Annotated in this window: 21 protein-coding genes; 12 read left to right on the top strand and 9 right to left on the bottom strand. The window is 37.9% G+C overall.

The window, feature by feature from the left end:
• The first annotated feature begins 306 nt into the window (after positions 1-306).
• The 7 genes from ABDZ84_RS11630 (at position 307) to dltD (ending at position 7049) form a co-directional block, all read left to right on the top strand.
• Positions 307-2049 (top strand): sensor histidine kinase, encoded by a 1743-nt coding sequence (locus ABDZ84_RS11630; protein ID WP_281949863.1) that lies wholly within the window; start codon positions 307-309, stop codon positions 2047-2049.
• A gap of 81 nt (positions 2050-2130) precedes the next feature.
• Positions 2131-2802: a response regulator transcription factor gene (locus ABDZ84_RS11625; protein ID WP_343781575.1), complete on the top strand. Its 672-nt coding sequence runs from the start codon at positions 2131-2133 to the stop codon at positions 2800-2802.
• A gap of 14 nt (positions 2803-2816) precedes the next feature.
• Positions 2817-2963: a teichoic acid D-Ala incorporation-associated protein DltX gene (locus tag ABDZ84_RS11620; RefSeq protein WP_080668743.1), complete on the top strand. Its 147-nt coding sequence runs from the start codon at positions 2817-2819 to the stop codon at positions 2961-2963.
• Between the two features lie 17 nt (positions 2964-2980).
• Positions 2981-4483 (top strand): D-alanine--poly(phosphoribitol) ligase subunit DltA, encoded by a 1503-nt coding sequence (dltA, locus tag ABDZ84_RS11615; RefSeq protein WP_343781572.1) that lies wholly within the window; start codon positions 2981-2983, stop codon positions 4481-4483.
• Positions 4480-5637, top strand: a complete 1158-nt coding sequence (gene dltB, locus ABDZ84_RS11610) for a D-alanyl-lipoteichoic acid biosynthesis protein DltB (RefSeq protein WP_205389318.1) — start codon at positions 4480-4482, stop codon at positions 5635-5637. The genes dltA and dltB overlap by 4 nt, the downstream gene beginning before the upstream one ends.
• Positions 5638-5652: 15 nt before the next feature.
• A complete protein-coding gene (dltC, locus tag ABDZ84_RS11605; RefSeq protein WP_026682562.1) occupies positions 5653-5889 on the top strand; it encodes a D-alanine--poly(phosphoribitol) ligase subunit DltC in 237 nt (78 codons plus the stop codon).
• A complete protein-coding gene (gene dltD, locus ABDZ84_RS11600; protein ID WP_121604155.1) occupies positions 5889-7049 on the top strand; it encodes a D-alanyl-lipoteichoic acid biosynthesis protein DltD in 1161 nt (386 codons plus the stop codon). Before dltC ends, dltD begins: the two co-directional genes overlap by 1 nt.
• 430 nt (positions 7050-7479) lie before the next feature.
• Here dltD and iolG read toward each other — a convergent pair whose 3' ends face one another.
• The 9 genes from iolG to ABDZ84_RS11555 form a co-directional block, all read right to left on the bottom strand.
• Complete coding sequence (iolG, locus tag ABDZ84_RS11595) at positions 7480-8490, bottom strand: inositol 2-dehydrogenase (protein ID WP_321132433.1); 1011 nt, start codon at positions 8488-8490, stop codon at positions 7480-7482.
• Between the two features lie 73 nt (positions 8491-8563).
• A complete protein-coding gene (fba, locus tag ABDZ84_RS11590; RefSeq protein WP_343781567.1) occupies positions 8564-9424 on the bottom strand; it encodes a class II fructose-1,6-bisphosphate aldolase in 861 nt (286 codons plus the stop codon).
• Positions 9425-9514: 90 nt separating this feature from the next.
• Entirely contained in the window at positions 9515-10402 is an 888-nt protein-coding gene (iolE, locus tag ABDZ84_RS11585; protein WP_026682284.1) for a myo-inosose-2 dehydratase, read from the bottom strand.
• A gap of 22 nt (positions 10403-10424) precedes the next feature.
• Positions 10425-12341 carry a 3D-(3,5/4)-trihydroxycyclohexane-1,2-dione acylhydrolase (decyclizing) gene (gene iolD, locus ABDZ84_RS11580; protein ID WP_343781565.1) on the bottom strand — a complete coding sequence of 639 codons (1917 nt, stop codon included), beginning with the start codon at positions 12339-12341 and terminating at the stop codon, positions 10425-10427.
• 27 nt (positions 12342-12368) lie between these two features.
• A complete protein-coding gene (iolC, locus tag ABDZ84_RS11575; protein WP_026682282.1) occupies positions 12369-13349 on the bottom strand; it encodes a 5-dehydro-2-deoxygluconokinase in 981 nt (326 codons plus the stop codon).
• A 181-nt stretch (positions 13350-13530) separates the two neighbouring features.
• Complete coding sequence (iolB, locus tag ABDZ84_RS11570; protein WP_026682281.1) at positions 13531-14349, bottom strand: 5-deoxy-glucuronate isomerase; 819 nt, start codon at positions 14347-14349, stop codon at positions 13531-13533.
• 90 nt (positions 14350-14439) lie between these two features.
• Positions 14440-15897: a CoA-acylating methylmalonate-semialdehyde dehydrogenase gene (locus tag ABDZ84_RS11565; protein WP_026682280.1), complete on the bottom strand. Its 1458-nt coding sequence runs from the start codon at positions 15895-15897 to the stop codon at positions 14440-14442.
• Positions 15898-15971: 74 nt separating this feature from the next.
• On the bottom strand, positions 15972-16361 hold the full coding sequence (locus tag ABDZ84_RS11560) for a tautomerase family protein (RefSeq protein WP_026682279.1): 390 nt from the start codon (positions 16359-16361) through the stop codon (positions 15972-15974).
• Positions 16352-17176 carry a DeoR/GlpR family DNA-binding transcription regulator gene (locus ABDZ84_RS11555; RefSeq protein WP_228088937.1) on the bottom strand — a complete coding sequence of 275 codons (825 nt, stop codon included), beginning with the start codon at positions 17174-17176 and terminating at the stop codon, positions 16352-16354. The genes ABDZ84_RS11560 and ABDZ84_RS11555 overlap by 10 nt, the downstream gene beginning before the upstream one ends.
• Before the next feature lie 481 nt (positions 17177-17657).
• Between ABDZ84_RS11555 and ABDZ84_RS11550 the strand changes: the two genes are divergently transcribed.
• From ABDZ84_RS11550 to ABDZ84_RS11530, 5 genes are all read left to right on the top strand, one after another.
• Positions 17658-18425 carry a DeoR/GlpR family DNA-binding transcription regulator gene (locus ABDZ84_RS11550; RefSeq protein WP_166530273.1) on the top strand — a complete coding sequence of 256 codons (768 nt, stop codon included), beginning with the start codon at positions 17658-17660 and terminating at the stop codon, positions 18423-18425.
• A 117-nt stretch (positions 18426-18542) separates the two neighbouring features.
• Complete coding sequence (locus tag ABDZ84_RS11545) at positions 18543-18839, top strand: PTS sugar transporter subunit IIB (RefSeq protein ID WP_051388394.1); 297 nt, start codon at positions 18543-18545, stop codon at positions 18837-18839.
• 2 nt (positions 18840-18841) lie between these two features.
• Positions 18842-19159, top strand: a complete 318-nt coding sequence (locus tag ABDZ84_RS11540; RefSeq protein WP_051388393.1) for a PTS sugar transporter subunit IIA — start codon at positions 18842-18844, stop codon at positions 19157-19159.
• Positions 19160-19640: 481 nt separating this feature from the next.
• Positions 19641-20660 (top strand): Gfo/Idh/MocA family oxidoreductase, encoded by a 1020-nt coding sequence (locus ABDZ84_RS11535; protein ID WP_026682386.1) that lies wholly within the window; start codon positions 19641-19643, stop codon positions 20658-20660.
• Positions 20661-20698: 38 nt separating this feature from the next.
• Positions 20699-22291: a solute:sodium symporter family transporter gene (locus tag ABDZ84_RS11530; protein WP_026682385.1), complete on the top strand. Its 1593-nt coding sequence runs from the start codon at positions 20699-20701 to the stop codon at positions 22289-22291.
• The last annotated feature ends 283 nt before the right edge of the window (positions 22292-22574 follow it).

The raw sequence follows: 22574 nt of genomic DNA, 5'->3' as shown, positions 1-22574 counted from the left end.
TGGGACAACTTATGAATATGAGTTGTTTCGACCTCATTAGTGAAAGGATAATTAACGAAACATGAGCTGATCCGCGTATGCAATAAACAAGCTATATCACTAAGATATTAAATTGCCTTTTGTGTAATTCATATACTGATTATCTTTGCCCATGATCCCCCTCTTTTCTGGAGATATGCAGGTACAAAAAAGATTCCGCAACTTGAAAAAAATGTGTACGATATAGAGGGGGTATATGTGGACACATAAATAACATACCCATAGCTTAAGTTATTAAAAAACGCTTATGAAATAAAGGAGTATAACATGAGAAAACGCGGTATCACCGTTAAATTATTCGCTGTGACAGCTTTATTCTTTTTGGTGTTTTACGCCATGATTATGATATTTCAGTTATTATTTTTTGATCGATTTTATCAGCATCATAAAACAAAAGAAGCAGCAAAGCACATACATCAGTTAGCAGAAGCTTATGAGAAAAATTCCTGGAGCGAAGCGGAACTAACAAAACAGACACTCTCTTACATGAGAGAGACCAAAAGTCCGTTGACGATTGTGGACGCAGAAGGTTTTCAGCTGGTGCAGGATCCGTTTAACATCATGCTGGAAACAGAAGACGGCAAAATTGTGGAAATATCGCTCTCCTTACTCGTCACAGATTACGGAAAACAGCTGCGCGCATTACATATCGCAAAAGGAGATACATTGATTGTGCAAGGAGAAGCAGATGCCACGGTTCCTTCCGTCATTTATCCATCTGTTATTACAAAGAATACGTCTAGTGTCGGTGAAGATCTGGTCGATAATGAAGTGACAATCGAAGGGGAAGTAAAAAGCATTTCGCTGCCTAAGGCTGGGATGTGGAATAGGGGGATCGGACTTCTCTATGATGCACTGGTGGAATGGTTCCCGCTTGAGAAGGCGCAGATAAAGCAGCTTTCTAAAGGGGAGAGCCTGCAGCTGGACTGGGTAGAGTCATGGAGTGGAAAACATAATTTAGTACTAATTGAGCCGTTTGAGAAAGATGGAGAAATGCAATTTATGTTCTCTGTCACATCTCTTCAGGAAATTAGAGACACTAATGAATCACTTCAAGTATTTTATGTATATATAGGAATCGCAGGCTTTATACTCATCCTATTGCTGTCGCTATTCTACTCACGTCTTGTTAGCAGACCGCTGATTAAGCTGAATGAAATGGCAAAAAAAATGGTGCATCTGGACTTCTCATCAGCAAAGCCGATTAAGCAGAAGGATGAACTTGGGAGCCTTTCAAACAATATGCTGGTTATGGCACAAAATCTCGATGTCGCATTAAATGATTTGAAACAAGCGAATGGAAAGCTAAAGCAGGATATGGAAAAGCGCGAGCAGATGGAGAAGGAGCAGCGCGAGTTTTTTGAGCATGCATCACATGAATTAAAGACACCGCTCAGCATTGTCAAAAGCTTCGCAGAGGGGCTGCAGGATGGTGTCAGTCCGGATAAGCGAGATCACTATATTGAAGTAATTATTGAAGAGTCGGACAAGATGGAAGTGCTGATCAAGGATATGCTGGATTTGGCTAAGTTGGAAAACGGTGCAATCCGATTAAGAAAAACATCTTTTCTACTTAGTGAAATGATTGAGAGCTTGGCAAATAAACTATTTTGTATCGCGAAAGAGAAAAATGTCATAATTGAAATCATGCCGAAGAATGAACAGCCTGTTTTGGCGGATTATGAGTGGATGGAACGAGTAATGCAAAATCTCCTTATCAATGCTGTCCGGCACAGTGAGAGCGATTCTGTCATTTCGATTCGAATCGAATTAGATCAAGAAAACGGTGACAGTGTATTGTTAATTGAAAACAAAGGCAAGCAAATACCGGAAGAGCAGCTGGATGAGATCTGGAAACGTTTCTATCGGACCGAATCCTCTCGAAGCCGAATGACAGGCGGTACAGGATTGGGGCTAGCTATCGTCCAGCAAATTCTAGACCTGCATGCATTTCATTACGGAGCGGAAAACATGCCTGACGGTGTGCGTTTCTATGTTCGTTTCAAATAATGGGATAAATTACTTATTAGGACACATAAAAGACATATAACCTTGTTAATTTATGTATATAGAGTGGAAGGAAGATTCACGATGGGAAAGACAGTGTTGCTTGTCGAGGATGAAGTAAGAATCCGGGAAGTTGTAGCCGATTACTTCAAAAAGGACGGCTGGGAAGTGTATGAAACGGATAATGGTAGCAGTGCTATCGATTGGTATGATGCGGTTTATCCGGATTTAGTCATTCTCGATATCATGATGCCGCAAATGGATGGTTTTGCTGTTACCAGGCAGGTGCGAAAGAGATCTGGCGTACCGATCATTTTGCTGACAGCGAGATCTAGTGACGATGATAAAATTCATGGGTTTGAACTTGGAGCCGACGAGTATGTAACCAAGCCATTTAGTCCGAAAGTGCTAGTCGCACGTGCTAATTCTTTAATGAAACGCGCAACCGAACATTACCTGCCCACTGGTCATATGATCAGCTTCGGTCAAGCAATCGTTAATATGAAGTCCCATCAGCTTCAGCTTGAGGGCAAACAAGTAGAATTGACGCCAAAAGAATATGAATTATTGGTGTTCTTGCTTCACCATAAAAATAACGTCCTTTCACGTGAGGCAATTTTGAATCACGTATGGGGGTTGGACTTCGATGGTGATAGTCGCGTTGTCGATACACATATTAAAAAGCTGAGAGCTAAGCTAAGCTGTGAATCACATCACATCAAGACTGTTATTGGAACCGGCTATAAATTTGAATAAAAGGAAGAGAAAAGATGAATAAACTCAAGCAGCTGTATGCGCACACTGGTGTCCGTTTTGCTTTGCATACTTGTTTTTATCTGGCAATTCTTGTCACCTTGTTTTTGATGTACGGCTTCCATACGGCTAATACAGGCAACTATATCTATAATGATTTCTAAATGGAGAAGATAATAACATGAAACTTTTAACACGTATTGCACAGCATGCGGCAAGCAACCCGGAACAGACGGCATTTTGTACAGAGGACCAGGTGCTGAACTACGAATTGCTTTGGGACAGGTCGAGCAGACTGGCAAGCTTCATACATGCCAGACAGCTTGGACGGCAGACACCAATTGTTGTATATGGTCATATGGGAACCGATATACCGGTATCTTTCCTCGCCTGTGTGCAGGCTGGCCACCCTTATATACCGGTAGATGCATCCATTCCAATGGAACGGATGCGCTATATCGTGGAAAAATCCGGTGCAGAATTAGTAATTAATACAACAGATAGCAGCCTGGAATTTGATAATATCGCTGTTTTACACGTGTCAGCACTGCAGCTGGAAACAGTAGAGCCTATTGGTGATGAATATTGGGTCCAGCCTGATGAAGTTTTTTATATCATTTATACATCCGGCAGTACGGGAAATCCAAAAGGTGTTCAAATAACCGCTGCAAATCTGCAGTCATTTACTAACTGGATGACAGGTGACTTTCCGTTAGAGCAAGGAAAAGTGTTCTTGAATCAGGCACCGTTTTCATTTGATTTGTCTGTCATGGACTTTTATCCAGCGTTGCAAAGTGGCGGTTCGGTTCATGCATTGGAGAAAGATGTAATCAATAAGCCAAAGCTTTTGTTTGAGAACTTGAGTCGCTCGGCATTGCAAATTTGGACATCGACGCCATCCTTCGTACAAATGTGTTTTCCGAATCCGGACTTTAATGAAAAAATGCTTCCTGAGCTTGAGGTATTCCTGTTCTGTGGTGAGGTACTGCCGTTAGCTGTAGCCAAAGAGCTGAAAAAACGTTTTCCGAGAGCGAGAATCTTTAATACATACGGACCTACAGAAGCAACGGTTGCTGTGACGTCTGTTGAAATTACAGAAGAATTGCTCGCGAAGGAGAAGGCATTGCCGGTTGGCTATCCAAAGCCCGATATGCGTATTCTCGTTGTGGACGAATCGGGAAATCTGTTACCTGAAGGTGAAAAAGGGGAGCTTATCCTTGCAGGGCCAAGTGTGTCAAAGGGCTATCTGGGTGAGCCGCTGCTGACAGAAAATGCATTCGGCATTATAAACGGAATGAACGCCTATCGTACTGGAGATGCCGGCTTTATTCAGGACGGCTTGGTGTATTGCCAAGGCAGACTGGATTATCAAATCAAGCTGCACGGCTACCGGATGGAGCTGGAAGAGATTGAATTCCACCTTAATCAATCTGATTATATTAAGGCTGCCATTGTTATCCCTCATGCGCCAAACGAGGAAATTGAATACTTGATTGCGGCAGTGGTACCAGCCGATCATGACTTTGAGAAGGAATACAAGCTGACAGCTGCTATTCGAAAAGATCTTGCTTTGCGCTTGCCGGCATATATGATCCCGCGTAAGTTCACGTATCATACTGCTATTCCAATGACGATGAATGGGAAAGTAGACCGTAAGAAAATGAAGAAAGAGGTATTCGCATGACCCCGTATAGTTCTTTCCTTTTCTTTATCATTCTAGGTATTTTGCTACTGCCGACGATGATTCTCGGCACAATGGGTAAGCGGCTGCGGTATTACAATGTGTTCGTCACCATTGTTGTATTGGCTATTATATTTTCAGGAGGGGACGCAGGCTTCTTCTCGTTAGTAGCCTTCACCATTCTTCAGGTTGTACTGGTCAAAGGCTATATTACTTATCGACAGACAAAGAATAGCAGCCTCGTATTCTATGTAATAAGTTTTCTATCGATCCTGCCTTTGATTTTATCCAAGGTTTTGCCGATTTTAGCAGTGGATAACTGGGCAAGCTTTCTGGGTATTTCCTATCTGACATTCCGAGCTGTTCAAATCATTATTGAAACAAGAGATGGATTGATTAAGGATCAGCTCTCGATTTTTCAGCTTGTCAATTTTATGCTGTTTTATCCAACAATTTCATCAGGTCCGATTGATCGCTTCCGCCGATTTCAAAAGGATGAAGAAAAGCATTGGACACCGGAGGAGTACAAGGAACTGCTTTATAAAGGGATTAACAAAATCTTCCTTGGTTTTTTGTATAAATTTATAATCGGCTACAGCATCAATACGTACTTCATTATGAATCTAGAATATATAGCGGATTACAAGTTTATCTATCATCTGTTGTATATGTACAGCTATAGCTTGTACCTGTTCTTCGACTTTGCCGGCTATACGGCGTTTGCAGTCGGAGTCAGTTATATGATGGGAATCCGGTCACCGGAGAACTTTAATAAGCCATTCATCAGCCGCAACATCAAGGATTTCTGGAATCGATGGCATATGTCACTGTCGTTCTGGTTCCGTGACTATGTGTTCATGCGCTTCGTCTTTTTAATGAAGAAGAAAAAATGGATACAGAACAAAATGCTCGTCTCGAATCTAGGTTATATTCTGCTGTTCCTGCTAATGGGAGTATGGCATGGTTTAGCGATTCAGTACATCATTTATGGAGCATATCATGCCTTGATGATGGCCGGATTTAATTTCTTCGAGACCTGGAATAAAAAACATAAACGCTGGCCAACAGGAAGAGCGATGACAATTGTGTCTATCGTTATCACTTTCCATGTCGTTTGTTTCGGTTTTTATCTGTTTTCTGGCAGACCATTTCAATAAAAGGGGAATATGAATATGAATTTTAAAGAAAAAGTACTACAGGTTATTGCAGAAGTTTGTGAAGATGATGTTGTGAAAGAAGAGCATGATTTGGATATATTCGACGCAGGACTGATTGATTCATTTGCGACAGTAGAATTACTTGTTCAATTCGAGGAGCAGCTTGATATCAATGTACCGATTACGGAGTTCGATCGAGATACATGGAATACACCAAATGCTATCGTTGATCGTCTGAATGAGTTGAAATAATGAAGAAGAAGTATTTTTTTGGACCAATCATTCTTGCATTGGTCCTGTTTGCCGGGGTAGTACTCGTACCCGTATCATGGCTTGCTAAGTTAGTTCCGGAGGATCGTTTGGAGGAATCGGCTACCAGTCTGGAGTCAAATATGTTCCAAGGAACATATTTGCAAAGTGAAATGCTCAAACATTCGACGTATGTTCCAATCTATGGTTCTTCCGAATTGTCGCGCTGGGATCCATTCCATCCATCAAATTATTTCGAAATGAATGCCGCTGTCTTTACACCTTATTTAATAGGAAAAGGCGGGATGACCTCTATTATTCATGATTTAAACTTTGCCACGCATGCTGATCAATTGAAGAACAAGCAGATGGTCATCATCGTATCGCCGCAATGGTTTGTAAAGCATGGTACAGACGAGCAGCATTTTGCACCCAACTATTCCGCTCTGCAAGCCTACCAGCTTCCTTTTAATAAGGAAGTGGACGAGCAAGTGAAACGAAAATTGATGCAACGCCTGATAACGTATGATGCGGTTAAGAACGACACGATACTTTATCAGCTTTATGATGCTTATTTGAATGACAAAAAGGTTAAGTTTAATATTTTTTCAGTTTCTGCAAAGGCTTATATATCCTTACTTAAGAAAAAGGATCTGTATTTCACACTTCTGAAGGATAAACCAACTAATCGGCATCAGTCAAACGAAGTGAAGGACAAGACGTGGGAAGAACTGCAGGCACAAGCTGATGCTTATGGCGAGAAACGGACACAGCATTCCAAATTTTATATTGATGACAACGTGTATAAGTATAGGAAGCATTATATCAAGGGAATGAAAGGAAAGAATAAAGGACATTCCTATGCAGAATCACTTGAGTATGAAGATTTCCAGCTGATGCTTGATATTCTCAAGGAAGCTAATGCCGACCCTCTTTTTGTCATTATACCTGTGAATGGGGCGTATTATGACTACACAGGCTTCCCCGAAAAAGGACGGCAAGAATACTACACTCGTATAAAGAAGCAAATTAATGATAGTGGCTTTACTTACGCCGATTATTCCGACCATGAATACGACCCTCATTTTATGCGTGATACGATTCATATTGGCTGGAAAGGCTGGGTTTATTTAAATGAGGATATGCAGAAGTTCCTTGAATAGCACTAGGACGATTCACCTAATAGGTGGGTCGTTTTTGGTTTGCCCAGCATGGGCGGACTCTAAGGAGGGAAGTCTTCAGTACGACCTTGTAGCGGTACGTACTTAGTCAAAAGTAAGGGTGTCCATGGGTGACGTGGAATTTGCAGGAAGCTCGAGGCAAATCTCTGGTCTGACGAATAGAAAGCATATAGGAGGCAACGTATGAGACGATTTCGAGACAATCTAAACAAGCGAGCATATGTAGATCCATTAAAAACAAGGAGGATAAACGGTTGATGGTCAATTCAAAGGTCCCTTTAGGAATTCGTTGGTAAAGTGCCCTCATAGGACGAAATTAAAACCGCCCGTAAAAACAGGCGGCTAGTTACTTCAGTTCCCATAGTTGAGTTTTATACCATCCATGAGAAAGTATTGTATCTAGTATCTAAACTTATTGAAGCTCACTTAATTCTACCGTGCGATTTTCCTTCCAGGAAATTTTAGCAGCCTTTGCTAATAACTCAGCCTGTAATCCATCCTCGAATTTAGCTACAACTGGTTTATCTTCTAAAATAGATTGTGCAAAATCATGAATCTCAGCGATGTATCCTTCATTATAACGCTCAAGGAAGAAATACATTGGCTTATCTTCCGTAACAGAAGCATTTGTGCTTACTTTAACATTTGTCGGCTTCTGATTTTCAACTTGGACCATTCCGTTGTTGCCGAATACTTCGATCCGTTGATCATATCCATATACTGCTTGGCGACTGTTATCAATAACTCCCAGCGAATCATCTGCAAAGGTAAGTGTAATAATTGCCGTATCAACATCATCATTACGTGAAAAACAATCATTCACCAGAGAAGAAGCTTTTACTGTAATATTTTTAACATCCTGTCCAGATAAGTAGCGAATCATATCGAAATCGTGAATTGCCATATCGATAAATAATCCTCCGGAGCGTTTTATATATTCTTCTGGTGGAGCTTCTGGGTCACGAGAAGTGATTTTAATAACATGTGGTGTACCAATGTCACCATTGCGAACAACATCATGTGCTTTTTTGAAATGTGTATCGAAGCGACGGTTAAATCCTACTTGGAATTTTACGCCTGTTTGTTTAATCACTTGTAAGGTCTCTTTTGTTTTCTCGATATCAAAGCTGATTGGCTTTTCACAGAAAATATGTTTATGGTTCCTTGCAGCTTTTGTAATAAAATCAATATGTGTATCAGTGCTTGAGCAGATAAACACAGCATCAATTTCCGGATCATTCAGAATATCATCCGCATTCTCTGTGATAATAGGAACTGCTTTTAAATAATCTATATCGCTTAAGTGATTAGTGTCTACATCTGAAATAGCTTTTAGCTGATAATGCTCGGATAGAAGAATGTTTTTGGCATGCAGCTTTCCGATACGTCCGGCACCAATGATGCCTACAACTACTTTTGACATAAATTAATTCCCCCAAGTCGGTAACTGTCTATATGTAGAGGCAGTCATGTTATTTATGAAACGTTTATTTCTATTATAATGCTTTGTTGGAAGTACCAAATAAATGTATTTTCTCTGCTACTACCCTTTCAATGGCACTCATCCCTGTTTGCATGATTTCCGGGATATTATGTGAATCTGGATGTAGTTCCAAATATTTACGTACTGCTTTTGTCCAAGCTTGATTACATTCGGTATTTACATTGATTTTTGCATGACCATATTCAATTGCTTTAACAATTTGATGTGAAGGTATTCCAGATCCTCCATGCAGGGCTAATGGAATTATATTCAAATTTGTGGAAATCTCCTGCATTAAATCAAACGCCAATTTAGGCTCGCCTTGATATATGCCATGAACAGATCCAAGCGCTGCTGCAAGCAAGTCTACTCCAGTTTCTTCTACAAGCTGATAGCATTCCTTGGGATCTGCATACTTAATACCAGAAGTTATTCCGTCCTCTGTACCTCCTACAGAACCGATTTCTGCTTCAACAGATACATTCTGCTTTTTGGCGTAATCGACAACTTCTTTCGTGTTAGCAATGTTTTCTTCCAAGGGCAACTTTGAACCGTCGTACATTACCGAACTGTATCCTGCGTCAACTGCTTCTATACAGCGTTCTACAGATAGTCCGTGGTCGAGATGTAGAACAACAGGTACAGTGATTCCCATTTCTTCAACCATTTTTTTAGTTGTTGCAGCAATCAATTTAAATCCGCCAAGATAATCAACAATTCGATCCGTAGAAGCTAGAATAACGGGAGACTTTTCTCTTTCTGCTACACGTAGGGTTGCTTCTGCCCATTGGAAATTATTTATGTTAAACTGGCCAATAGCATAGTGCTTTTTCTTTGCTTCAGGCATCAGTTCTTTTAATGATACAAGCGACATACTTTAACCTCAATTCTTGATAGACTATATCCAGATGTCCACTTCAGCATATGGATTTGACGTGAACATCCTCTTAACGATAGTTGTTACTTAGTTTAAAATGTTTTCATCAATGTACTTCCGAGCCATTATCGCATATTCAAGTGGATGGGCAATTTCCGGGTCTTGCTCAGCTTCAACAACAATCCAGCCACAGTAGTTATGTTCTTGTAGCTTATCAAAAACTTTTTTAAAGTCGATACCGCCATCACCTGGAACGGTAAACATTCCAGCAAGAAAAGCGGATTGGAACGATGTACCGTTTTCTTTGCTAGTTTGCATTACATTATCACGAATATCTTTAAAATGTACATGTTTAATTCGGTCAATATGTTTCTCTAATAATGGCATATATTCTTTATCAGAGGCATAAATATGACCAGTATCATAAAGTAAGTGAACCAAGGCAGGATTTGTGTTTTCCATTAAGCGGTCCACTTCTTCTAATGTTTGGACAACGGTTCCAAGGTGATGGTGATAGACAAGCTTTAAACCATAGCTATTTGCTATTTTACCAAGGACATGAAGGCCGTTCGTAAGCTGCTTCCATTCTTCATCTGAAAATGTTGGCTTATTAGCAAAAACATTTTGTGCTAACCCTTGAATACTGTAGGTTTGCTCGGAAACGACAGCAACGGCTGCATTAACTTTTTTTAAATAGGTACAATGCTTATGAAAAGCTTCAGATGCTTTCTCGATACCATCTCGAACAATAAAGCTGGAAAACCATTGACCAGCAATTTTTAAGTTACGAAGTTCAATTTCTTTTTTTAATGTTTCTGCATCAGGAAAGAAGCCTCCAACCTCGGTACCTTCAAACCCTGCTACAACAATATCGCTTAAAAGGTGAGATAGTGTGTTAGCTTTACCAATTTCGGGTATATCATCATTACGCCATCCGATTGGGGCAATTCCCCATTGAATATCCTGTTTCCCCATAGATCATCACGTCCAACTTCGATTAATATTGTCTTGCATTATCGCGAACTTGCTGTGTTTTTGCGTAAGCTCTTTGTACGCTTTCTCTTTCTGAAACTTCAGCTACACCTACATTCCACCAACTGCCATCGTAACCATCTGTCATTGTTTTTGGCAGCACTTTTATTTCAATTAATGTAGATACACTTTGCCTTTTTGCGTCTTCCATAGCTGTAGTTAAATCTTCCAAATTATTTACAGAATAGGTTTTCAAACCATATCCCTCGCCAATTTTACTGTAATCAATATTCATGATTTCGTTATGCAAATTACGGAATTCTGTTCCTGTACTTCCATTTCCGTGATCCATTTGCAAATTATTGATACAGCCAAATCCAGAATTATTGAATAACAAAAGGTTGATTTTTTTATCATATTGAAGTGCTGTCACAATTTCAGAATGAAGCATTAAGAAGCTACCATCGCCAACAACAGCATACGATTCCTTGTCAGGGTTCGCTAATTTAGCTCCTAAAGCTCCGGCAATTTCGTAACCCATACAAGAATAGCCATACTCTAAATGGAACGTATTCGTCACATTAGCATTCCAAAGACGCTGCATATCACCTGGAAGGGAGCCTGCTGAAGATACAACAATTGCGTCGTCATCGACTATATCGTTGATTTTAATCAATGCGGCTGTTTGTGTTAGTTCCGTTTTTAGAGCATCTGCATACGCATTTAAAATCTCTTGACTGAAATGCTCCGAAATTTCTGGTGTGAAATTATCTCGATTGAATTCGATTCCAGCTAAGCGATTACGTTCCTTCTCCCACTCAAGTCTTAATGCATTCATTTCTTCAGCGTAGCTTGATTGATAGTCACCAATATGTTTGTTAATTAATTGCAGTGTTGCTTTGGCATCAGCTACAACTTGAAAACCATCAAATTTATATGCTTGTCCTCGATTTACATTGATATTTAAAAATGTTGTATTATCAAAGTCAAACAATGTTTTTGATGAAGTCGTGAAATCTGAATACCTCGTACCGATTCCGATAATTAAATCAGCATTCATTACCGCTTTATTCGCAGCAGAAGTACCTAAAATACCATTTCCACCAAGATTATTATTGTGAGTAAACGCAACGGTTGATTTTCCAGCGTGTGTTTCTACAATTGGAATATTCGCTTTTTCGGAAAGCTCAACTAATTCATCTCTCGCTTGTGAATACTTAGCACCGCCACCGACTAATAGAACTGGACGTTTACTTTGAGTAATGGAGGATATTGCTCCATCTAATTCCCGTTGCGTCGGCAATTTGCGATCTACATAGTGAACCCGTTTATTAAAAAAGCTAGTCGGATAATCATAAGCCATTGCTTCAATATCTTGAGGCAAGCAAATGGTTACAGGTCCGGTTGTTGCTGGATTAGTTAATACTTCAAACGCTCGTAATAACGCGCTCATTAGTTGTTCTGGTCGATCAATACGGTCCCAATATTTTGAAACGGCTTTGAATGCTTCGTTGGTGGTTATATCTGTACTATGCTCATGCTCTAATTGCTGTAGAACAGGGTCTGGCTGTCTTGTTGCAAACGTATCTGCCGGTAAGAATAATACAGGGATATTATTTGCGAAAGCAGTTCCTGCTGCAGTTAACATATTCGCTGAACCTGGACCTGCGGATGCAGAAACACCAAAAATCTTTTGGCGGAAATGCTGTTTGGAAAAAGCAATTGCTGCATGAGCCATCCCTTGTTCATTCTTTCCTTGATAGCTTTTTAGATGACCTGGATTATTTTCAAGAGCTTCTCCTAAACCTAAAACATTTCCATGTCCATAAATGTGGAAAATACCTTCAACAAAAGGTGTTTCAATACCATCTATAGAAATAAATTGTTGGTTTAAAAATTTTACTAGCGCTTGTGCAGTTGTTAGACGGATTCTTTTACTCATTTGTTCAACCTTCCTTTCTCTTGAAGTTTAAGAACGCTCGCGAATAAGCTGTTCAATTTCTTCTACAGTCGGCATTGCTTCGGAAGAGCTATGCTTGCTGACTACGATAGAAGCAGAAGCACTGCCAAATTTCAAAGCAGTTTCATAGTCTTTTCCTTTGATAAGCGCATAAAGGAATGCAGATGCATAGGAATCTCCGGCACCAAATGTTTTTAATACCTTTGTTTTGTATGCTTGACCGCGGTGAACTGTTCCATCTGGCTCGTATGCATAAGAACCATCAACACCATGCTTGATAACAACAAGCTCAGTATGATGCTGGAATAAGTGATGAATCGTTTTTTCGTTATCACCTGTAGAATTAAGCTTTTCCATTACATCGTATTCGTCACGTGTACCGATAACGACATCGGATTGCTCAGCAACAAGAGAATAGTAAATAGCTGTTTCTTCAGTTGATTTCCATGTATATGGTCGGTAGTCTAATTCAAATATGACTTTTACATCATTCTTTTTAGCGTATTGAATGGCTTGCAATACCGCTTCACGAGAAGGGCTTTGTGCAAGTGCAGTGCCAGAAACAAGAAGCATTTTTGCTTTTTTAATATAATCTTCATTTACTTCTGTAGAATCTAAATAAAGGTCTGCTACTTTATCACGATACATTAAGATGCTACATTCTTCTGGACTTAGAATTTCTGTAAACGTAAGTCCGGATTTATGTCCATCGGTATCAAAAACGATATTGGAAGTATCAATTCCTTTATCCTGCATATATTGCTTGATAAAGTTGCCATGCTGATCCTGTGAAATTTTTCCAATAAATCCAGCTTTTAGTCCTAATTTTGAGCTGCCGATAGCTATATTAGCAGGTGAACCGCCAACGTATTTTGTAAACGTCATTGTTTCTTCCATTGGACGGTTGTATTCGTTTGCATTTAAGTCAATAGCTGCACGGCCAATCGCGATAATATCGAATTCTCTATCCTGGTTAAATGTAAGTGACATGATTTTCGCTCCTTAAATTGTGAATTTTCATAGAGGAACCGTCCGCGTCCTATTTTATAAAAATAGAAAGAGGGAGGGACGATTCAAAATCTATTAATCCAGAAAAACTAAACTATGGCATGATTTCATTTTCATTCTGGTATAGCCATGTCCAGCTCCAAGCGCTTTCCGCTTTTGGTTTTTAATCTCTATCAATAATCCATTCGTGGTCTTTTTCGTTATGAAATTTCCAAATACGTTCTGGCCCCGCCATGACATTTAAATAGTAGGAAGCATAGCCATCTGGAACGCCGACTGGATGATAGCCTTTCGGAACAAGGACAACATTTGCGTTTTCTACAGCCATTGTTTCATCTAAAGAACGATCCTCTGTGTACACACGTTGGAAAACAAATCCTTGTGGAGGGTCCATCTCATGATAATAGCTTTCTTCCAAGAAGGACTCTTCCGGGAGATTATCCTGATCATGCTTATGCGGGGGATAGCTTGACCAGTTAGCTGTTTCTGTAAATACTTCTACAACAAGCAAGCTGTTTGCAGAAGGGTCAGAGTCTGGCAAAATGTTGTGTACCTGACGTTTGTTGTGATACTTGCCTCGATGCTCTACCCCATTATCCTCAGCTTTAATCAGCTTTGTCGGCAGCTCTTTATCGGATGGGGCAAAGCATAGTGCTACACGAGCTTTTGTAACGGCTGTAATCGTAGCTGTTTTATTGTGGGAAATATAAACACTGTCCGTTGGTTTTCGTTCAAATACACTGTCACGCGTACCGATTTCCGAGAAGCTTTGATATCCATCTGTGACAGTGATTTTTCCTGTCAGTGCCACAACGCAAAGTTCTAAATTAGTCAGCTTTTCATCATAGCTAGTATGAGGTTCTAAATCAACAACTTTAAAACCGACATAATGAAGATCGGAATTTTTCTCTGTCACTTCATGAACAAGCGTCACGCCGTCTGCTAGTTTATTATTTTCAGGTTTTCTTAGTAAATGACTCATAACGGACTCCTTTCAATATGGGCTGAGGCCGGGGTAGTGGGATAACAAGCCCCAACCTCGTGTTAATACTGGAAAGCTGGTATTCTCTTATTATGAAAAATCAGGTTCAAGATAACGAGCTGTTACTACCTTCTTACGCGTATAGAAATCTACACTGTCTTTGCCATTAGCATGCAATGTACCATAGAAGGAAGACTTCCATCCAGAGAATGGGAAGAATGCCATTGGAGCCGGCACACCTAAGTTGATTCCTAACATCCCTGCATCGATGTTTTCGCGGAAGTAGCGTACGGACAATGCACTTGTAGTGAATAGGCAAGCACCGTTAGCAAATTCAGATTGGTTAGCAAATTCAACAGCCTCTTTTAAGTTTTTCACACGTACAATAGACAGTACGGGAGCAAAAATTTCATCTTTCCAGATGGACATATCTTGAGTTACCCCGTCAAAAATAGTTGGTCCAACAAAGTAACCGTCTTCTAATTGTTCATCGCGGCCGTCACGAATTAATGTAGCTCCTTCTTCAATACCTTTTTCGATGTAGCCAAGTGTACGTTGTTTTGCTTCATCGCGAATAACTGGTCCTAAGAAGATGCCTTCATCCAGGCCATTACCCATTTTAATGTTGTCAGCAGCTTCTTTTAATTTAGCGATAAATTCATCTGCAACAGAATCTTCTACTGTTACAACGGCGCAAGCCATGCAACGCTCTCCAGCTGAACCGAATGCTGCGCTAATTACTTCTTTAGTTGCTAAGTCTAAGTCAGCATCTGCTAGTACAGTAGAGTGATTTTTCGCACCAGTTAATGCCTGAACGCGTTTTAAGTTTTCACTTCCGCGTTTGTATACATATTCTCCAACAGGCTTAGAACCTACGAAGGATACTGCTTTCACAGCAGGGTGATCTAAAATACCATTAACCACATCATGTGCACCATTAACAATGCTGAATACACCCTTCGGAAGACCAGCTTCATCTAATAATTCTGCAAGTCTAGCTGCAAGAATAGGTGTCTTTTCAGATGGTTTTAAGATGAAGGAGTTACCTAAAGCGATTGCCATTGGGAACATCCAGCATGGAACCATCATTGGGAAGTTAAATGGAGCAATCCCGCCGACAACCCCTACAGGATAACGATAGTTTGTAGCTTCTACATCTGTTGCGATTGTTGCAAGTGAATCACCCATCATTAGTGTTGGCGCACCAGCAGCAAATTCTACGTTTTCAATACCACGTCCAACTTCACCTAATGCTTCACTAACGCTCTTTCCGTTTTCTTGTGTAATTAATTTAGCTAATTCTTCTTTATGTTCCTCTAATAGGTTTTGATATTTAAATAAGATACGAGCGCGTTTTGCTACAGATACCTTTTTCCATTTATCTTGAGCTGCCTGAGCGGATTGTACGGCATCTTCGAAATCTACAGAAGTAGAGATTGGTACCTGAGCTAATACCTCTTTTGTAGCTGGATTATAAACATTTTCATAGTTATCAGTTTTACTTTCGACCCACTCACCGTTAATAAAGTTTTTTAGTTTTTTAGACATTTGATATCCTCCTCTTTATTCTAACAACTTCTAATACTAGTAATCTGAAAGATAGATAGCGCCTTCATAAATCTCTAGAGATCACCTGTTAAGAATTGGGCTTTTCCAAAGCCAAAGCTCCATTCTCCAGCTCCGTTTGTAACAAACGTTATCATTACATCCTTCGAATCAATCTGGCACTCAGACTTTAATTTGTCAGTCAAAATTCGATAAAAGTCTTGCTTCATTTTATCGGTTCTTTGCGTGCTGATTACAGTAAACAAAAGTACATTACTACTTCTACTAAATCCTAATCCAGTATCTTCTAGTATCATTTCATATGGTTCATGTTGAGTAACGATTTGATAGCGATCTCCCTCAGGAACTTGAAACGTTTTCAATAAAACATGATGCGTTACATCCATAATCTGTTTGATTTCTTCAGGCTTTTTACCTTTTATTAAATCAATTTTTACTAAAGGCATTTCTTTACTCCTTTATTCGGATTTGCAGTCACTAGCTCAACTTTATTATTCGTACAATATTCGACATACTTGTTATTTGGTAATCGATCAGTAATGAGATAATCCAATTGATTTAAGTCGCAATAAGTAGTGAGGGCGACTTTATCAAATTTTTGGTGATCAACTAATAAAAACTTCTGATCAATTTGTTTAGCAATATAGGATTTTAACTCTGTTTCCTCAGGAATTGAACTTGTAATACCATTTTTAATAGAAATGGCAGTTGCAGCTAAAAAAGCTTTGTTGATATTGTATTTTTTAATAATTTCCTGTGCCTGAAGGGTTGTGAAAGATTGAGATCTTCGATCGAGCAATCCTCCGAGACTATAAACGGTAAGATTCTCAAAAGGAATCGTTCTCAGAATAATGTCAATATTATTAGTGACAATTGTAATCGTTTTTTCTTGAATATGTTCTATCATTTCCAATACCGTTGTACCTGTGTCTATAAAAATAATGTCACCTTCTTGAACATATGTAGCAGCTTGTTGTGCAATTCGTTGCTTTCCTGCTAGATTTGTTTCTTTCCGGTAGGTGAAGGAAGTTAAAGGTTTTGTTACTTCATTATTTTGTGATTTTTCTTGTACAGGATTTTTTACAGCTGCACCACCGTGGACTTTTATGATTTTTCCAGATTTTATTAATTCTTGTACATCATTACGAATTGTATTTTTAGAAACAGCGAACTTATCAACGAGTTCATCGTAGGAAGCTTGTTGCTTATGGGTAATATATTCTTCCAATTTAGCGATGCGCTTAGATTTGATGTTGATCACCTCTTTTCTTGTCTAAGATTATAGCACATAAAATACAAAAAGTTAACAACAATATTACCAAAACTTTATATAAAGTTAGATAAATTATGTGTATAAGTTTTAAGTTTGGTTGTCTATGGGTATAGTAGTTTTCGTGCATTTGATTCATTAAATATGACTTGGAACTCTCGGATTATATAATGTAGAATAAGACTATCTTTATAAATGTAAACGGATTTGTAATAAGAAGAAATAAGTTTAAAGTAGGATTGCTGACTTAGTAGGTAGTAATAGAAGTAAATGGTGAAGACTATGATTAAAAGCTTATTGGAAAGGAAGTAAATACCAGGGGGATTGAATTACGATGTTTTATTCATTGGTGAAAATGATTTGATTTGTGCATAAATTATTAAAAAGTTAATATATAGTTAACATGAATATGATTGCACGAACTTATCTTAGCATTGTGGAAGATGAAAAAATAAAGAAGGGAGCACTTAGTATGTTAAAAGCACAACGAGTAAATGCCATACTCGAATTTGTGAAAGAGAAAGAGTCCGTATCACTTGATGAGTTAGTGGAACGATTTGATGTATCAAAAAATACAATTAGGCGAGATATACAAGAACTTGTTGATGGAGAAAAACTAGTGAAGGTATACGGTGGAGTTTCAATAGCAAAACCTTTAACAGTTCCTTATCAAGATCGTAAAATAAAGCAATTTAATGAAAAACAACAACTTGCTAAATTAGCAGCAGAATTTGTTGAAGAGGGAGATATTATTTTTATTGATTCTGGTACAACTACTGTAGAGATGCTAGAATTTATGAAACATAAAAATATTACCATTGTAACCAATAATTTAGATTTCACATTGGATGCCAGTGCATATCCGAATTTACATATTTATTCAACTGGTGGTGTTTTCGAACGATCTACAAGGTCATATGTTGGAACAGAAAGTGCAGAAGTAATTCAAAAGTATAATTTTAATAAAGCTTTTATGGCTTCCACCGGTATTTCTTTAGATAAGGGGATAACAAACTCTTCGCCTTTAGAGACACAAGTAAAAGCAAAGGTGATTCAGAAAAGTGAGCAAGTATTTATACTTGTTGACCATACAAAATTTGATAAATATGCATTAACTACCTATTGTGATTTTAGTGAAATTGATTATTTAATAACAAATCAAGAACCACCGATAGAATACATTAAACACAGTGAGCATAATCAATATAGCGTTTTATACCCCAGTCATATTAGTGTATAGTGAAATGTTGACTTAGCTTAAGATAACAAATTAGTAAGCTCTTACAATAAATATCACGTTTTGTATGCTTAAGATCTGTGTGAATAAAAATAATAAATTACAGGAGTGATGATAATTTTGGATAAAGTAATTGTAGTCTGTGAAGCTGGAATAACTACGAGTTTATTAGTAAAAAAATTAGAGGATCTTGCTAAGGAAAAGGGGGAGGATTATGATATTCAATCCAAAAGTATGGAAGAAGGGTTAGACTATCTGAAACAGAATAAAGTTGATGTTGTATTATTGGGTCCACAAGTTCATCATGTAGCTGATAAATACATCGAATCGACAGATGCTAAAGTGGTTAAAATCTCTGTAAGTGACTATAATACAATGAATGTCTACAGCATTTATGAGCAAATGAGTGAGTTATAAGGATGTTAATTGATGTGCAAGTATTCATGCCTTTAATTATGGAAGCTTCACAAGTAAAGACATTCGCTTATAATGCATTGGAGTTTGCAAAGGGAAGAGATATCACAGGATATGAAGAGGCGATTTCTTATGCAAAAAAGCATTTGATAAATGCACATAATAAACAAACGGAGCTACTTCAGTTAAATTCTAGAGAGCAGCAAGCTGATATCAATGTTTTTTTAATACATGCGATGGATCATGTGACAAATGCTCAAATAATTTGTGATATGGCACAAGAATTAGCAGAGCTTCACTTGAAAATGGCAGAAAAAGTATAAAGCTTATGATGTAGAAGAGGCTGAGATAAAAGAATGAAGAAACAGTAAAAACGAACGATAATTATTCAAAATTAATTATCGTTCGTTTTTTGATTATAATCATTCATTTAGCACCTGAAATAGGCGAGACTCCTGCGGGAACAGCACGAGTCCGAAGATCCACTTGGTAAAGGTTTTTTCTTTACCAAGTTAGCTGAGGCCGTGCCCCGCGGAAAGCGAGTATATTTTCACGGTGCGGCGTGATAACATGATTATTCGTGTTTTGAGTAAAGAAGTTGTGTTTTATCTCAGGTTCTTTTATGGAAGGTAATTTGTATAGTATGAAAGTAATTCTACTATAATTCAATTATATCACAAAAAATAACAAATAATTAACCAATATTTAACTAATACTTGACTAATTATTACATGTTGTACTAATATATAACAAAGATATAACTAATAATAACATTTAACTAAAATTATTATAGGAGGAAATAAAATGGAAACGCTTAAAATAGGTGTAGCTGGATTGGGAAGGTTGGGTTTAATTCATGCAGAAAATATATATAACATGAAAGGAATAGAATTAACAGCAATCTCTAATCTAGATGAGAAAATAAACAAAAAAGTGAAAGAGAAATATAAGGTTCCTTATACTTACACAAGCTATGAGGATATGCTGGAAAATCCAGAATTAGATGCAGTTTGTATTGTAACCCCGTCTGGATTCCATACAGAACATATAAGATTAGCATTAGCAAAAAATTTACATATATTTTGTGAGAAGCCAATTGGTTTAGATGTAGAAGATATTAAAAATACGATTAAAGTTATTGAGAAACATGATCGTATTTTTCATTTAGGGTTTATGAGAAGGTATGACGAAGACTATTTATACGCTAAAGAATTGATAGATAATGGAGGAATTGGAGATATCTCACTAATTCGTTCATATAGTATTGACCCAATTCAAGAATTAGATAGTTTTGTAAACTTTGCAAAAAAGAGTCCTAGTGGTGGGTTATTTCTAGATATGAGTGTTCATGATATTGATGTAATTAGATGGTTAACTAATTCGGAAATTTCAACCGTTTGGGCTACCGGTAATAATAAAGCTGCTCCTGAATTGAGTGAAGTGAATGAGTTAGATATGGGAACGGTGACTATGAAATTAGAGAATAATGTAACCGCTTTACTCGTGGCGGGTCGTACCGCTTCACATGGGTACCATGTAGAGACAGAAATCATTGGGACTAAGGGAATGATTCGAGTTGCCGCAGCACCTGAAAAGAATAAAGTGACAGTATTTAACGAGCATGGTACAGTTCGCCCGTCCTCACAACATTTTCCTGAGCGATTTGCGCGAGCATATGAGAATGAAATAAAAGATTTTGTACGTTGTATTCGTGAAAATAAGTCACCGGAAGTAACAAGTCTTGATGGATTACGAGGAACAGAAGTGGCTTTAGCCTGTCAAAAATCGTTCAATGAAAATAAATTAGTAGACGTTAAATATTAAGAAATATCTGAATAAATCATTTGTTAGGGGGGAAAGAGTTGAATCTATTTAGTATTTTTAGTTTTGTGTTAGTATTGGCGTTCATTTACTTATATGCTTATTATCGCAGTAGAAGCATAGATAAAAAAGATTCAGAGGGGTATTTTCTAGGTGGTCGTTCTCTCGTCGGAACAACTGTTGGTATGACTATTATTATGACAAATCTTTCTACTGAACAATTAGTAGGTCAAAATGGTCAAAGTTATGTAGCTGGTATGGAAGTTATGGCATGGGAGGTAACAGCTTCTGTAGCCATTGTTATGCTAGCTTGGGTTTTCTTGCCGAAATATTTTAAATATGGTGTAAATACGATTTCAGATTTTATTGAGATTCGTTATGATACGTTTACAAAAAGAATAGTTTCCATCCTCTTTATAGTTACTTATGTAGTAAGTTTTATGCCAGTTGTATTATATTCCGGTGCATTAATTTTTAATGATTTGTTTGGGATTGAAGAGCATCTTGGTGTTAGTAACATAACTGCAGTTGTCATTATTTCTACAGTTATTGGCTTGGTAGGTGTTACGTATCTGTTTGTAGGGGGACTTTCACTTATAGCACATAGTGATACGCTGTATGGAATTGGTCTCCTTCTTGGCGGATTGACAATTGCAGTTTTAGCAGTTATTGCTTTAGGGGAAAATAGCTTTTTCCGTGGTTTAGATATATTTTTAAATAGTTCCCCTGAAAAACTAAATGCATGGGGAGCTCTAGATTCATCTATCGTACCATGGCCAACTTTATTTTTAGGAATGCTATTTAATAATTTGTATTTCTGGTGTACAAACCAAATGATTGTGCAAAAAGCACTTGCAGCTAAAAACTTAAAGGAAGCACAAAAAGGGGCAATGTTCGTTGGTTTCTTTAAAATTACAGGCATGTTATTCTTAGTTATTCCTGGTATTTTAGCTTACAATATGTTTGGTGAAGGAATGCAAATGGACCTTGCTTATCCTGCATTAGTAGCAGAAGTGTTACCTAATTGGGCTGCCGGATTTTTTGGGGCAGTAATATTTGGAGCGATTATTAGCTCTTTTGTAGGGGCACTAAATGCTACTGTTACTTTATTCAGTTTAGACTTCTACAAGCCGGTTATTAATAAGCAGGCAACAAACCATCAAATAGCAAAAGCAGGAAGAATTCTAACGGTTGTAATTGGGATAATAGTTGTTTTGATAGCACCTTTTATTTCACTTTTCCCACAGGGATTATATGCAGTAATCCAAGAGTTCAATGGATTATACAGTATGCCACTTTTAGCTATCATTCTAGTTGGTTTCTTTTCTAGAAAAACATCTGCTACTGGGGCGAAAGTTGCATTACTATTTCACATTATTGTTTATGCGCTTTCAAAGGTAGTGATTCCTGATGTACATTATTTATATGTCTGGAGCGTTTTGTTCCTATTAGACTTAGGTATCCTATATTTCTATAGCCAGTTGAAGCCGGATCAAGAGGACTTTCAATTTGATAAATATAAAAACAAAGTTGATATTACTCCTTGGAAACATTCTAAGTGGGTAGGTATTTTAATACTGGTTATTGTAGTAGCATCTTATATTGTTTTTTCTCCACTTGTATTAGCGAAATAAATATCTAGAAAGCAAACATTTTTTATGGATATAATGTTTGCTTTCTATTTTTGTCAAAGCTTCGCGTTTTTCTAGCTATTCTACCTAGTTTCTTTCTGTTCTAATGGAGCTTATTTTATCTTCCTTGAACAGATCGCTCTGTACAATGGTTTAAGAGAAAGCTATTTTAGAAGAAAGCATTCGTGTTTGTTTGGATCAAGGAAGGTTTTAATAGGAAGCCTAGTGAGGAATGGAAAGTGATACCTACCTTCATTTGTTCTTTATTAACTCAGTAGTTCCGGTG

It is taken from the genome of Virgibacillus salarius, from assembly GCF_039521925.1.
Lineage (GTDB): Bacteria > Bacillota > Bacilli > Bacillales > Amphibacillaceae > Virgibacillus > Virgibacillus salarius.
Note: the sequence above shows the minus strand (reverse complement) of the source record. Positions and strands in the feature narration are given on the sequence as shown.

Coding starts and splice junctions, on each gene's coding strand:
- ABDZ84_RS11630 (WP_281949863.1), top strand. CDS start 307: ATGAGAAAACGCGGTATCACCGTTAAATTATTCGCTGTGACAGCTTTA.
- iolD (WP_343781565.1), bottom strand. CDS start 12,341: ATGAGTAAAAGAATCCGTCTAACAACTGCACAAGCGCTAGTAAAATTT.
- iolB (WP_026682281.1), bottom strand. CDS start 14,349: ATGAGTCATTTACTAAGAAAACCTGAAAATAATAAACTAGCAGACGGC.
- dltD (WP_121604155.1), top strand. CDS start 5,889: ATGAAGAAGAAGTATTTTTTTGGACCAATCATTCTTGCATTGGTCCTG.
- ABDZ84_RS11625 (WP_343781575.1), top strand. CDS start 2,131: ATGGGAAAGACAGTGTTGCTTGTCGAGGATGAAGTAAGAATCCGGGAA.
- ABDZ84_RS11560 (WP_026682279.1), bottom strand. CDS start 16,361: ATGCCTTTAGTAAAAATTGATTTAATAAAAGGTAAAAAGCCTGAAGAA.
- ABDZ84_RS11550 (WP_166530273.1), top strand. CDS start 17,658: ATGTTAAAAGCACAACGAGTAAATGCCATACTCGAATTTGTGAAAGAG.
- fba (WP_343781567.1), bottom strand. CDS start 9,424: ATGTCGCTTGTATCATTAAAAGAACTGATGCCTGAAGCAAAGAAAAAG.
- dltA (WP_343781572.1), top strand. CDS start 2,981: ATGAAACTTTTAACACGTATTGCACAGCATGCGGCAAGCAACCCGGAA.
- ABDZ84_RS11535 (WP_026682386.1), top strand. CDS start 19,641: ATGGAAACGCTTAAAATAGGTGTAGCTGGATTGGGAAGGTTGGGTTTA.
- ABDZ84_RS11565 (WP_026682280.1), bottom strand. CDS start 15,897: ATGTCTAAAAAACTAAAAAACTTTATTAACGGTGAGTGGGTCGAAAGT.
- iolC (WP_026682282.1), bottom strand. CDS start 13,349: ATGTCACTTACATTTAACCAGGATAGAGAATTCGATATTATCGCGATT.
- dltB (WP_205389318.1), top strand. CDS start 4,480: ATGACCCCGTATAGTTCTTTCCTTTTCTTTATCATTCTAGGTATTTTG.
- ABDZ84_RS11620 (WP_080668743.1), top strand. CDS start 2,817: ATGAATAAACTCAAGCAGCTGTATGCGCACACTGGTGTCCGTTTTGCT.
- iolG (WP_321132433.1), bottom strand. CDS start 8,490: ATGTCAAAAGTAGTTGTAGGCATCATTGGTGCCGGACGTATCGGAAAG.
- iolE (WP_026682284.1), bottom strand. CDS start 10,402: ATGGGGAAACAGGATATTCAATGGGGAATTGCCCCAATCGGATGGCGT.
- ABDZ84_RS11540 (WP_051388393.1), top strand. CDS start 18,842: ATGTTAATTGATGTGCAAGTATTCATGCCTTTAATTATGGAAGCTTCA.
- dltC (WP_026682562.1), top strand. CDS start 5,653: ATGAATTTTAAAGAAAAAGTACTACAGGTTATTGCAGAAGTTTGTGAA.